Origin of the sequence: Enterobacter cancerogenus (assembly GCF_019047785.1) — a bacterium.
GTDB lineage: Bacteria > Pseudomonadota > Gammaproteobacteria > Enterobacterales > Enterobacteriaceae > Enterobacter > Enterobacter cancerogenus.
On record NZ_CP077290.1, the window covers coordinates 3,421,530 to 3,434,555 of the forward strand.

At 55.5% G+C, this 13,026-nt stretch carries 12 protein-coding genes; 6 read left to right on the forward strand and 6 right to left on the reverse strand.

The features are described from left to right. Nucleotides 1-74: 74 nt before the first annotated feature. Nucleotides 75-635 carry a fimbrial protein gene (locus I6L58_RS16195; RefSeq protein ID WP_088208513.1) on the reverse strand — a complete coding sequence of 187 codons (561 nt, stop codon included), beginning with the start codon at nt 633-635 and terminating at the stop codon, nt 75-77. Nucleotides 636-990: 355 nt separating this feature from the next. Next, complete coding sequence (gene zupT / locus I6L58_RS16200; protein ID WP_006178577.1) at nt 991-1,764, reverse strand: zinc transporter ZupT; 774 nt, start codon at nt 1,762-1,764, stop codon at nt 991-993. 121 nt (nt 1,765-1,885) lie between these two features. Between zupT and ygiD the strand changes: the two genes are divergently transcribed. Continuing rightward, nucleotides 1,886-2,674, forward strand: a complete 789-nt coding sequence (gene ygiD, locus I6L58_RS16205) for a 4,5-DOPA-extradiol-dioxygenase (RefSeq protein ID WP_088208514.1) — start codon at nt 1,886-1,888, stop codon at nt 2,672-2,674. Between the two features lie 77 nt (nt 2,675-2,751). Here ygiD and I6L58_RS16210 read toward each other — a convergent pair whose 3' ends face one another. The 3 genes from I6L58_RS16210 to tolC all read right to left on the reverse strand — a co-directional run bounded on the left by I6L58_RS16210 (nt 2,752) and on the right by tolC (nt 6,220). Continuing rightward, nucleotides 2,752-3,912, reverse strand: coding sequence for a glutathionylspermidine synthase family protein (locus tag I6L58_RS16210; RefSeq protein WP_058610747.1), 1,161 nt, complete (start codon nt 3,910-3,912; stop codon nt 2,752-2,754). A gap of 2 nt (nt 3,913-3,914) precedes the next feature. Next, complete coding sequence (locus tag I6L58_RS16215) at nt 3,915-4,580, reverse strand: DUF1190 family protein (protein ID WP_006178573.1); 666 nt, start codon at nt 4,578-4,580, stop codon at nt 3,915-3,917. 161 nt (nt 4,581-4,741) lie between these two features. After that, a complete protein-coding gene (gene tolC, locus I6L58_RS16220; RefSeq protein ID WP_042322011.1) occupies nt 4,742-6,220 on the reverse strand; it encodes an outer membrane channel protein TolC in 1,479 nt (492 codons plus the stop codon). A 204-nt stretch (nt 6,221-6,424) separates the two neighbouring features. On the opposite strand from tolC, the gene nudF reads away from it, so the two are divergent. Genes nudF through parE form a run of 5 tightly spaced genes read left to right on the forward strand, consistent with a single transcriptional unit; the run spans nt 6,425 to nt 10,833 of the window. Then, nucleotides 6,425-7,057: an ADP-ribose diphosphatase gene (gene nudF / locus I6L58_RS16225; RefSeq protein ID WP_006178568.1), complete on the forward strand. Its 633-nt coding sequence runs from the start codon at nt 6,425-6,427 to the stop codon at nt 7,055-7,057. Continuing rightward, nucleotides 7,054-7,476 carry a DUF1249 family protein gene (locus I6L58_RS16230; protein WP_006178567.1) on the forward strand — a complete coding sequence of 141 codons (423 nt, stop codon included), beginning with the start codon at nt 7,054-7,056 and terminating at the stop codon, nt 7,474-7,476. The genes nudF and I6L58_RS16230 overlap by 4 nt, the downstream gene beginning before the upstream one ends. 27 nt (nt 7,477-7,503) lie before the next feature. After that, nucleotides 7,504-8,331: a 3',5'-cyclic-AMP phosphodiesterase gene (cpdA, locus tag I6L58_RS16235; protein ID WP_088208515.1), complete on the forward strand. Its 828-nt coding sequence runs from the start codon at nt 7,504-7,506 to the stop codon at nt 8,329-8,331. Continuing rightward, nucleotides 8,331-8,912 (forward strand): esterase YqiA, encoded by a 582-nt coding sequence (gene yqiA / locus I6L58_RS16240; protein ID WP_058610749.1) that lies wholly within the window; start codon nt 8,331-8,333, stop codon nt 8,910-8,912. Before cpdA ends, yqiA begins: the two co-directional genes overlap by 1 nt. Nucleotides 8,913-8,940: 28 nt before the next feature. Further along, nucleotides 8,941-10,833: a DNA topoisomerase IV subunit B gene (gene parE / locus I6L58_RS16245; RefSeq protein WP_006178564.1), complete on the forward strand. Its 1,893-nt coding sequence runs from the start codon at nt 8,941-8,943 to the stop codon at nt 10,831-10,833. Nucleotides 10,834-10,901: 68 nt separating this feature from the next. On the opposite strand, the gene I6L58_RS16250 is transcribed toward parE, so the two are convergent. Further along, a complete protein-coding gene (locus tag I6L58_RS16250; RefSeq protein ID WP_254082124.1) occupies nt 10,902-12,947 on the reverse strand; it encodes a fimbria/pilus outer membrane usher protein in 2,046 nt (681 codons plus the stop codon). Nucleotides 12,948-13,026: the final 79 nt, after the last annotated feature.

Consider the following 13,026-nt stretch of genomic DNA (forward strand, 5'->3'; position numbering starts at 1 on the left):
ATACTGTTACTCGAGAGAATAAAAATACCGACTGATAAAATTCATCAGCCGGTTAAACGGTGATGCTGGCAGTATTATTTGTACTGCAGGACGTAGTTGGCAGTCGCTTCAACCTGGCCGGCTGTTGCAGTTGCACCGGTAGGGACTTCCATCTGCGCTTTAAAGTGCAGCACCTGAGTGTCTGAACCTGACTGCAGAGCAACTTCCTTTGCTGAGCCCAGCGTGATCTTGGTTTCGGTATTATCCAGCAGACGTACGCCAACGTTCTGCGCGCCATCGGCATAGGTGTTTGCCATCAGGCTGGTGTCTGCCGCGTTGGTTGCGGTACTGGTGAATGTGACGTCCACTTTCGTGATTGGTGTGGCCGACTCATCGCCTGGGTTTTCCAGCTCGCAGTTCTGCAGGTTGATATCGACTGCAACCGGTGCCGATTTTCTATTGGCATTGATCGTTGCGGTGGTCACTTCACCCAGATCAACTTCTTTATCAACGCTGTCTGGTGCAATGCTGCAAGGCGCATTAATCACCACACCTTTAAATTTGATTTTCCCGGAACCCTGCTCACTCGCAAAGGCTGAGCCGGAGATGATGGTTGCCATGGAAATCGCTAACAGCGCTTTTTTAGCTAAGTGCATGAAAATATCCTTTTTCAAATTAATTCATCGTCTGAATGTTATTTCAGTAAACTTCGGTAAAAGTATAACGGTGTGGGCGGGGGGGATGCGATTAATCAAACTTAAATATTAATGTAGCGGCGTTAAATGTATTATCTGGAGTGATTTGTGCTGCTTGATTTTGAAGGGCTTGTCTTTTTCTTTGCGCGAATTGCAATTAATTTATTGAGAATAATAATATCCAGTTTAAATATTGACTTTAGATAAAATAAAACAGAGAGATTATATTTTTTCGTTTGATTAATTTCTAATACATATTTAAAGCGCCGCACGTATTCATAAAACGCAAGGGCCCCCATAAGGAGGCCCCGACAGATTAGCCAATCCCCGCCGCCTGGAGCAGCACCAGACTTAACCCCATTACCGACATCCCGCACAGCACGCCGTAACTGGGATTGTTATTAGGATCGATCTCTTTTGCCAGCGGCATAAGTTCATCGACAGAGAGCGCCACCATGATCCCGGCCACTGCCGCCATAATCGCAGCCATCACCACGGGTGAAATAAGGCTTCCCAGAATCAGCCACGCCAGCACGCCGCCGAGAATTTCGGCCAGGCCGGAGATTCCCGCCCAGAATACGGCCTTGCGTTTTGACCCCGTCGCCGCATAAACCGGCCCGGCGACGGCAAGTCCTTCAGGAATATTGTGTAAAGCCACCGCCAGCGCGATGCCGAACCCCAGCTCCAGGTTATTGCTGGCCGTCACATAGGTGGCAACGCCTTCCGGGAAGTTATGCAGGCTGATACCCAGCGTCAGCAGAATCGCGGTGCGTTTGATCGTGCGCGGCTGCGGCCCGGCCTGTTTCTCCATTAAATCCTGGGGGTGCGCATGGGGTAACAGGCGGTCGAGCGCAAAGTACCCCAGCAGGCCAAAGACGAACATCCCGTAACCCAGCACCGGTGACATGCCCTGAGTGGCCAGCGCTGCGGGTAACATTTCCATCAGGGAGATGAGCAGCATGATCCCGGCGGCGAAGCCGAGCGAAAAGGCCAGCACGCGGTTGGACGGCTTCTGGCCGAGTACGCCGAGAAACGCGCCAATGAAGGTGGCCGCGCCCGCAAGTAGGGTCAGAATCAAAGGCACTGACATCCCTCTCTCTCCTTATATTCAAATTTCCTGATGATGATCATCATGGTTATCTGGGTTCATCTTACCTGCATTACGCGTAATGTAGAGCCATCAACATGACACATTCTTTAAGGATAACACCATGAGTTCGCCTCGTATGCCAGCACTGTTTTTAGGCCATGGCAGCCCAATGAACGTTCTGGAAGACAACGTCTATACACGCGCCTGGCGTCAGCTGGGTGAGACGTTGCCGCGCCCGAAAGCCATTGTGGTGGTATCCGCGCACTGGTTCACCCGGGGCACCGGTGTGACCGCGATGGAAACCCCAAAAACGATCCACGATTTCGGCGGTTTCCCGCAGGCGCTGTACGACACGCACTATCCGGCACCCGGCTCGCCTGAGCTGGCACAGCGGCTGGTGAATTTACTCGCGCCCGTTCCTGTTGCCCTGGACAAAGAGGCCTGGGGCTTTGACCACGGCTCATGGGGCGTGCTGATTAAGATGTACCCGGATGCCGACATCCCGATGGTGCAGCTGAGCATCGACAGCACCAAACCGGCGGCGTGGCATCTTGAGATGGGCCGTAAGCTTGCGGCGCTGCGTGATGAAGGCATCATGCTGATCGCCAGTGGTAACGTGGTGCATAACCTGCGCACGGCACGCTGGCACGGTGAGAACACGCCGTATCCGTGGGCAACATCCTTTAATGACTATGTGAAAGCGAACCTGACCTGGCAAGGCCCGGTTGAGCAGCACCCGCTGGTCAACTATCTGGATCACGAAGGCGGATCGCTCTCTAACCCGACGCCAGAACACTTTCTGCCGCTGCTGTATGTCTTAGGCGCATGGGACGCAGAGGAGCCGGTGACCGTCCCGGTCGAGGGTATTGAGATGGGCAGTATCAGTATGTTGTCGGTGCAGGTAGGGTGAAAAATGGCCGGTGGCGCTACGCTACCGGGCCTATAAAACCGTAGGCCGGGTCAGGCGAAGCCGCCACCCGGCAGATCTTACTCCACAAAGATATGCGGATAGAACCGTGACAGATCCTGGGTAATCAGCGCTCTGTCTTCACGAATGCCAATCCCTGCAGGTTGATCGTTAATCAGCCAGCTGCCAATCAGCGTATAGCTGTCGCCAAACTTCGGCAGCTGATGAAACGCCTGGACGATCATTCCCTCTTCGCCATACGGCCCTTCAACCGCTTCCAGCGTTTTACCGTTTTCGATAATCGACACGTTCGCCCCTTCGCGGGAGAAAATCGGCTTAACGACGTATTTCTCCATGGGCGGATGGTCGTCTTCGGCAAAGTACGCTTCCAGCAGGTTAGGGTGGTCCGGGAACATCTCCCACAGCATCGGCAGCAACGCTTTGTTGGAGATAATGCTCTTCCAGGCCGGCTCCAGCCAGCGTACACCGGCATCTTCCAGCTTGGTGGAGAACATTTCGCGCAGCATGTATTCCCACGGATAGAGCTTGAACAGGTTGCTGATCACCTGATCCTGCAGATCGGTAAACTGACCTTTCTCACCCAGGCCGATATCTTCCATATAAAGGAATTCGGTTGCGACTTCGGCTTCTGCGGCGCAGTCCTGCAGATACTGAACCGTTCCCCGATCTTCTTCCGTGTCGCGACAGCAGGCGAGGTGAAGCAGGTTAAAACCGTGCTGTTCACGCAGCTCGGCGAAACGCGCGATCAGCTTTTCCTGCAGGCTGTTGAACTGATCGCTCCCTTCCGGCAGGTTGCCTGCGTTAGCCTGATCTTCCAGCCAGATCCACTGGAAGAACGCTGCTTCATACAGGGAGGTCGGCGTATCGGCGTTATTCTCTAAAAGCTTGGGTTCACCCACGCCGTCCCACGCCAGATCGAGGCGCGAGTAAAGCGACGGCTGGCTAGTTTTCCATGACTGGCGAACGAAGCTCCAGGTGTGCTTTGGAATGCGGAATTTGGTCATCAGCTCGTCGCTGTCTATCACCTTCTCCACCACCTTCAGGCACATCTGGTGCAGCTCTGCGGTCACGTCTTCCAACTTCTCAACCTGGGCGAGCGTGAGTTTGTAATAGGCATCTTCACACCAGTACGGCTCGCCGTACATGGTGTGGAAGTTAAAACCGTACTCGGTGGCTTTTTCGCGCCAGTCCGGGCGCTCGATAATACTGACTCTTTCCATGATCAGCCGCCCATTGAGCGAGTTGAAGAACCCGTTGCGCTGCGCTGCATGGTGTTTTGTTTCGCGACGGATTCACCGAAGCCGCCACGGGTAACGGTGCTGGTGGTCGCCGGTTTCGGTGCCATTGCCGTTTTCGGTACGGTCATGCTACGACCCGGCGTGGCAGCGCCGTAGTTTTTGCCGCTGGCATCGGTATATTTGCCGTACGCCGGGCTGTTTGGATTTTTGGAGCTAAACAGCGGCTGCTGCTGGTAGCCTGCACCGCCGCTCATCAGACGGCCCATCATATAACCCGCCATCAGCGGCATCCAGAAGCTGCCGCTGGACTGCGCCTGCGCCTGGTTTTCCGGCGCCATGCCTGCCTGCGCAGGTGCCTGCTGGCACTGGCCTTCACCAAACTCCGCCACGCAGTCTTCGCGTGAGGCATATTTCGGCGCGGTACGTTCCGCTTCTTTCAGGGCGTTGTTGTAGGCCGTTTTACATTCAGCTGCGTTACCGGTCGCGGACGCACAGTCGTCGGCGTTTTGATACATCGAGACGGTTTCGTCATTTTGTTCACAGCCCGCCAGCATAAAGACGGCGGTGATCGCCAGCGCGACCGGTGTGAGGTGACGCGCGTTCCAGCTTTTGCGGAACGAAGCGTGATTAATCGTTTTTGTCCGTTTCATCTTTGTCTTCCAGGACCCAGTGGTGATAACGCTCAGGATAGAGGATGAGTGGTTGAAAATGAAGCGAAGAGGGGCGAAATCAGGGGGTCTTTACGTTGACTTACGTTCAGGTGTGATATGTGTTCTCCCTCTCCCGTTAGCCAGGAGAGGGAAGGCAGGGCTTATTGACGGAACGGGTTGTTACCGTTGCCGGCAGGCGCGGTCGTACGCGCAGAGGCAGGCTGCGCGACAGGCGCATTGCCGTTACCGTTAAAATTATCAACGGCGGCGTCCTGCTGTGGGTTCTCCGGCGCGACGCTTTCAGGCGACGTCGAGACCGGTTTGCCCAGCGCATTGTTCAGCGCCAGCAGATCCTGTTCGTTCAGCGTACCCAGTGCCTGCTTGATGTTCAGCTGGTTAATCAGGTACTGATAACGGGCGCTGGAGAGCTGCTGTTTGGCGTTGTACAGCGTGGTGGTTGCGTCCAGCACGTCGACGATAGTACGTGTACCAACGGAGTAACCGGCTTCCATCGCATCCAGTGAACTTTGCGCAGACACCACGGCTTGTTTATAGGCGTTGATGCTGCTGATAGAGGCGTTCACGTTGTTGAATGACGAACGAACGGTCTGCACCACGTTGCGGTGCGCGCTTTCGAGCTGCTCGCTTGCGCCAACAAAGTTGTACTGCGCCTGTTTCACCTGAGAGTTCACCATTCCGCCCTGGTACAGCGGCAGGGAGAAGCTCAGGCCAACCTGATTCTGACCGATATTTTTGTCGTCATAGGCCTGAGTATTGGTTTTGGAGCCGCTGTAGGTGGTATCGGATACGCTGGTTGATGCGCTCAGGCTCAGCGTTGGCAGGTGACCATCCTGTGCCTGACGGATCTGCTCGCGGGCCAGATCCTGGCTCAGACGCGCCTGCAATAACGCCAGGTTGCGGTTTTCTGCTTCTTTCAGCAGCGCGTTGACGGCCTGCGGCTTATCGGTTTTGAAGCTGTCCACGTTCAGGGAGGCCAGCTCAGGGTAGTAGTTACCGGTGACCTGACGCAGCGATTCCAGCGCGTTGTCGAGGTTGTTACGCGCGGTCACTTCGTTCGCCAGCACGCTGTCGTACTGTGAGCGGGCGTTTTGCACGTCGGTGATCGCCACCAGACCCACGTTGAAACGCTGGGTGGTTTGATCCAACTGACGGTAAATGGCCTGTTTCTGCGCTTCGGTGTAGGAGAGCGAGTCAATGGCGCTCAGCACGTTGAAATACGCGGTGGCGGTGTTCAGGATCAGCGTCTGCTGATCGGTCTGATAGGTCACATCCTGGATGCCCGCGCTCTTTTCCTGAAGGGTCAGGGCGCGCCATTTGGACATATCAAACAGGGTCTGCGTTAACTGCAGCGACGCGCTGGTGGCGTTAGAGTTGACGCCATTATTATCGCGGTATCCGTTACCGTAGGTATAATCAGCACCCAGGCCCAGCTGCGGCAGCAGCGGACTACGTGCTTCGTTAATCTTTTCAAACGCAGCATCACGATCGGCCGCTGATTTACGTAAATCAGGGTTGCCCAGACGTGCCTGCTGGTAGACCTGTAACAGGTTCTCTGCCTGGCTCATTGAACTGAAGCCCGTCAGGCTCAGGCCGATAAGGATGGGGAGCAATTTCTTCATTTGCATTCCTTGTTGTGAAGCAGTATTAGCGCTGATCAAATTAAAAAATTATTGCCGATTCTAACAGAATCATCCGCACCAAAAGGTTGGCGTTACGTGCCATCTGGCGGTAATTTGCACCAATCTACCATATAGCCTTACAAACGGCAGCCAAACAGACTTGAAATTCACAATTTCATCACTATTGCTACCAGGACATGACTCATGCAAAAACCAGAAAAGTTGCCAGTGACTTTCACCAAAAACGATGTAGAAATTATTGCACGAGAAACGCTTTATAGCGGTTTTTTTTCAATGGATCTTTACCGTTTCAGGCATCGCTTATTTAACGGCGAGATGAGCGGTGAAATTAAACGTGAAATTTTTGAGCGCGGCCATGCGGCTGTCTTGCTACCCTTTGACCCAGTGCGTGATGAAGTGGTGCTGATCGAGCAGATCCGTATTGCGGCGTATGATGTCAGTGAAAGCCCGTGGCTGCTGGAGATGGTGGCCGGGATGATCGAAGAAGGCGAGTCCGTCGAGGACGTTGCCCGCCGCGAAGCGCAGGAAGAGGCGGGGCTGGTCGTCGGCAGAACGCAGCCCGTGCTGAGCTATCTGGCAAGCCCAGGCGGCACGAGCGAACGTTTATCTATTATGGTAGGCGAAGTGGACGCCACGACCGCGAAAGGTATTCACGGTCTGGCTGATGAAAACGAAGACATTCGTGTTCATGTGGTGAGCCGGGAACAGGCTTACCAGTGGGTAGAAGAGGGGAAAATCGACAACGCAGCGTCTGTCATCGCCCTGCAATGGCTGCAGCTGCATCATCAGAAATTAAGAAACGAGTGGTTAAAATGAAGCGTTATACACCTGACTTCCCAGAAATGATGCGCCTGTGCGAAACCAATTTCGCCCAGCTGCGCCGCCTGCTGCCGCGAAACGACGCACCCGGCGAAACGGTTAGCTATCAGGTGAGCAACGCGCAGTACCGGTTAACTATTACAGAATCAACGCGTTACACGACCCTGGTCGAGATAGAACAAACCGCGCCCACCATTAGCTACTGGAGCCTGCCGTCGATGTCGGTACGCCTCTATCATGACGCAATGGTCGCTGAAGTGTGTTCAAGCCAGCAGATCTTTCGCTTCAAAGCGCGGTATGATTATCCCAATAAAAAGTTGCATCAACGCGACGAAAAGCATCAAATTAACCAGTTTTTAGCCGACTGGCTAAGATATTGTTTAGCACATGGAGCAATGGCGATTCCGGTTTGTTAGCGTCATAAACCTACCTAAGGACACCATTTGGAAAGCCTGTTGAACCTGACTGTTGCTGGTGGGGCGCCAGTCAGGATATTACAAATCACCGATACTCACCTTTTTGCCGAAAAGCATGAGACTTTGCTGGGCGTGAATACCTGGGAGAGTTATCAGGCTGTATTAAGCGCGATTCATGCCGAAAACCGCCGCTGCGATTTGATTGTCGCAACGGGCGATCTGGCGCAGGATCAATCCTCCGCGGCCTATCAGCATTTTTCTGAAGGCATCGCGAGCTTCAGCGCACCTTGCGTCTGGTTGCCGGGCAATCACGACTTTCAGCCTGCCATGTACAGCTCGCTTCAGGAGGCGGGGATCTCCCCGGCGAAGTGTGTGTTCCTCGGCGAACAGTGGCAAGTTCTGCTGCTCGACAGTCAGGTGTTTGGCGTTCCTCACGGTGAACTGAGCGACTTTCAGCTCGACTGGCTGGAGAGCAAACTGGCCGCTGAGCCTGCGCGGCATACGCTGCTTTTGCTTCATCATCACCCTCTGCCTGCGGGCTGTAGCTGGCTTGATCAACACAGCCTGCGCAACTCGGCCGCGCTGGACAGAGTGCTGGTGAAATTCCCGCACGTGAAAAACCTGCTGTGCGGGCACATTCACCAGGAGCAGGATCTCGACTGGAACGGTCGCCGCCTGCTGGCTACCCCTTCGACCTGCGTACAGTTCAAGCCGCACTGCGACAGCTTCACGCTGGATACCATCGCGCCGGGCTGGCGGTGGCTGGAACTGCATGCCGACGGCACCCTGACCACGGAAGTCTGCCGGTTGTCAGGTGCAGAATTTCGTCCCGATACCGCTTCAGAAGGCTATTGATGTCGACGCTTCTCTATTTACACGGATTCAACAGCTCCCCGCGCTCTGCAAAAGCGACGCTGTTTCGCCAGTGGCTGAGCGAGCATCATCCGCACGTTGAGATGATCGTCCCCCAGCTGCCGCCCTATCCGGCAGACGCGGCGGAGATGCTGGAATCCATTGTGCTGGAACATGGCGGAGAGTCGCTTGGCATTGTGGGATCGTCGCTCGGCGGATATTACGCCACCTGGCTGTCGCAAGCGTTTATGGTGCCCGCCGTGGTGGTTAACCCGGCGGTACGCCCGTTTGAGCTGCTGAGGGACTTTCTCGGGCAAAACGAGAACCCCTACACCGGACAACAATATGTGCTAGAGTCACGCCATATTTACGACCTCAAAGTCATGCAGGTAGACCCGCTGGAAGCGCCCGATCTCATCTGGCTGCTGCAGCAGACGGGTGATGAAGTGCTGGATTACCGCCAGGCAGTGGCGTATTACGCATCCTGCCGCCAAACTGTAGAAGAGGGCGGAAATCATGCTTTCACGGGCTTTGAGGATCATTTCACCCAGATTGTCGATTTTCTTGGACTGCAAAGCCTCTGACAATCAATGCGAATTGCTAGTTTAAATCATGACGCAAACCTATAACGCTGATGCCATTGAGGTACTCACCGGGCTTGAGCCGGTTCGCCGCCGCCCGGGGATGTACACCGATACGACGCGCCCAAACCACCTGGGCCAGGAAGTTATTGATAACAGTGTGGACGAAGCGCTGGCAGGCCATGCCAAACGCGTCGATGTTATCCTGCACGCCGATCAGTCGCTGGAAGTCATCGATGACGGGCGCGGCATGCCGGTGGATATCCACCCGGAAGAGGGGGTCCCGGCCGTTGAGCTGATCCTCTGCCGTCTGCATGCGGGCGGTAAATTCTCCAACAAAAACTACCAGTTCTCCGGCGGCCTGCACGGCGTGGGGATCTCCGTGGTTAACGCCCTGTCTAAACGCGTTGAAGTGAACGTTCGCCGCGATGGCCAGGTGTACAACATCGCCTTTGAAAACGGCGAAAAAGTACAGGACTTACAGGTTGTCGGCACCTGCGGTAAACGCAACACCGGCACCAGCGTCCACTTCTGGCCTGACGGGAGCTTCTTCGACAGCCCACGTTTCTCGGTGTCTCGCCTGACGCACCTGCTGAAAGCCAAAGCGGTGCTGTGCCCGGGCGTGGAAATCACCTTTAAAGATAACGTCAATAATACCGAACAAACCTGGTGTTACGCCGACGGTCTGAACGACTACCTGTGCGAAGCGGTAAACGGCCTGCCGACGCTGCCAGAGAAACCTTTTGTGGGTAATTTCTCAGGCGATACCGAAGCGGTCGACTGGGCGCTGCTGTGGCTGCCGGAAGGCGGCGAGCTGCTGACTGAAAGCTACGTCAACCTGATCCCGACTATGCTTGGCGGGACGCACGTCAACGGCCTGCGTCAGGGTCTGCTCGATGCGATGCGCGAGTTCTGTGAATACCGCAACATTCTGCCGCGCGGCGTGAAGCTCTCGGCGGAAGATATCTGGGATCGCTGCGCCTACGTACTCTCCGTGAAGATGCAGGATCCGCAGTTTGCCGGCCAGACCAAAGAGCGCCTCTCGTCGCGTCAGTGCGCGGCCTTCGTTTCCGGCGTGGTCAAAGATGCCTTTACGCTGTGGCTGAACCAGAACGTGCAGGCGGCAGAAATGCTGGCCGAACTGGCGATCTCCAGCGCGCAGCGTCGTTTGCGTGCGGCGAAAAAGGTTGTGCGTAAAAAGCTGACCAGCGGCCCCGCGCTGCCGGGCAAGCTGGCGGACTGTACCGCGCAGGATCTTAATCGCACCGAGCTGTTCCTGGTCGAAGGGGACTCGGCGGGCGGATCCGCCAAGCAGGCGCGCGATCGCGAATATCAGGCGATCATGCCGCTTAAGGGTAAGATCCTGAATACCTGGGAGGTCTCCTCTGACGAAGTGCTGGCCTCGCAGGAGGTCCACGATATCTCTGTCGCGATCGGCATCGATCCGGACAGCGAGGATCTGAGCCAGCTGCGTTACGGCAAGATCTGTATCCTTGCGGATGCGGACTCCGACGGGCTGCACATCGCCACGCTGCTGTGCGCGCTGTTCGTGAAGCACTTCCGTACGCTGGTGAAAAACGGCCACGTCCACGTTGCGCTGCCGCCGCTGTACCGTATCGACCTCGGCAAAGAGGTTTACTACGCGCTGACGGAAGAAGAGAAAGAGGGCGTGCTGGATCAGCTAAAACGCAAGAAGGGCAAACCGAACGTACAGCGCTTTAAAGGGCTGGGCGAGATGAACCCGATGCAGTTGCGTGAAACCACCCTGGATCCAAACACCCGCCGTCTGGTGCAGCTGACGATCAGCGACGAAGACGAACAGCAAACCAACGCCATGATGGATATGCTGCTGGCCAAGAAACGTTCAGAAGATCGACGTAACTGGCTGCAGGAGAAAGGCGATATGGCGGACATTGAAGCCTGATGCACTGACCCTCAGCCTCCACGAGGCTGAGGGATCTCCGGCTACCTGGGCGTTGCGCCGTTATCCCGTCAGCGAACCTCTGTTTTTTCCGGTTTCAAAAAGCGCAGATTCACAATCGCGCCATCGGTGGGCACGGTCTCCAGCTCATTCACATCCATATCGGTTCCTTCTGGCAGGCTGAAGCTGTCCACCGTGATGCGGTTTACGCGCCAGGGCGTGAGGTAACTCACCAGCAGATCGCCATTTGTGTTGGTGGTTGAACCGAACTGGTTATAAAACCCAATCTTCGCCGAACCAGGCACCTGAACCAATGCCGCAGTACTTCCCAGCGTCTGGCCCAGGACAACACCCTCCTGATATACCAGCACGCTGCCGCTGACGTCGCCATGATAATCACGTTGCGTGCCGCTGCGGGTCATACTGACGTTCAGTTCGCCGCTGTTGTACTGATAGCCGATACTGCTTTTCAGAGCATCGTTCCCGTGTTCGCTATGCTCCGCCGTCACGTCATAACGCAGGCTATAATCGTCCAGTGCCGAGCCATTAATGTTGAGTCCATGGGTATTCTTATTTCGGCTGGCGAGGTCGGAAACCAGTGCCACATTGGTAAAATGGCTTCCAGTGCTGAAGGGGATGCTGATGTTAATCCCCAGCGTCGATTCCGGGGCAGAGTCGCCGTAGCGGTCATAGCTGCCATACAGCGACAAATCGACGTCCTGCCAGCTGGCGTCCAGGCTCAGGGTGAGGCTGTTGCTACCCGCTGCGCGAGTGCGTGATTTCAGCCAGCGCCAGGAGAGGCTGAGACTTGAGTTTTCGTCGAAGTTTTGCGTCAGCTCAACCTGGCTTTCAAGGGTACGCTGGGTGGTGTCATCATCCAGACCCCAGGCCAGCACCGAGGCGCGGTTTAACCGCTCCTCAAGCGAACGATACTGGCTACCGCGCGGGTACCACTGAAGTTGGGCGTTAAGGCTGGTTTCGGTTTGAAAAAATGTTTTTGCATAACGCATTCGCCCGACGCTGCCGCTGAGCGCTTTACCCTGCTGGCTGTAATGGGCGTTACGCACATCGGCAGACAACGCTCCCCATTTGCCCATATTGCCGCCCAATCCCACAACATGGCTGACGTAATTCTCGCCCTGCTGTACGCCGCCAAATACGGTGGCGCGCGGGGCGACGCCCCAGGAGAGCGTGCTCTGCCAGAAACGATCTTTCTCCAGTTCCACGCCGTGAAAGGGCTTATAACGCCCGGCGACCAGCTCGTAGCTGAACATTTTATACTGCACCAGATTGGGCATGATCGAGTACGGAATGAACCGGGTACGCTCGCTCCCGTCGCTCTCCTGAATCGTCAGCTCAAGATTGCCCTGCGAATCTGGCGGGTAAAAATCACGGATAACAAACGGCCCCGGTGGGACGTGGATGCGATAGACGCGCTCGCCGTTCTGACGAAGGGTAACTTCCGCTTCGCTGCGCGCATAGCCGTTAATCAGCGGTGAATAGGGCCGCCAGCTATCCGGGAACATCGCCTCATCGCTGGCAAGGGACACCCCCCGATAGGACATACTGTCGAACAGGTTCGATGAGGTGTAACCGTCGCCAAGATTAAGCCGGGATCGCATAGACGTGATGCTGCGCCAGACAGAAGCTGAATTACTGTAAGAGCCGTGCTGGCGGTCTGCCTCTCGCCAGAATGTATTCTGGTAGCGCATGCGCCATGGCCCGACGTTAAGGCCGTTTTCCAGCGCGAGCGTTGCATCGGTGCCCGGCGTATCCCAACGGTACTGCGCGCGTTGGTTATTGACGTCCAGCCGGTAGTTAACAAACAGGGCATTGATTCCATCATCCCAGCGGCTGGTACTGACCCCGTTTTGTTGCGGATTAAACGCCTCCTGGGGAAATAAAAGCGTGAGCAGGTTGGCATCCGGACGATACCAGAACTGGAGATCGAAGGCGTTCGCCGAGTCGGCGCTCAGACACGCCCTGGTATCCCAGTGAAGCTTATCAAGTACGGTGGATTTTACGCCCCACTCTTCAAGCAGAGGACGCGTCAGGCAGGGTTTATCGGATTGAAAATCAAGAAAGATTGAGCCTTTATAGTCGTTGTTAAGAATCACCCATGTCTTTTCATTTGCAGACGCAGCGTTTGCTGTCAGTAACAGCACCAACACTCGGATTGCATGGTGGATCTGCATT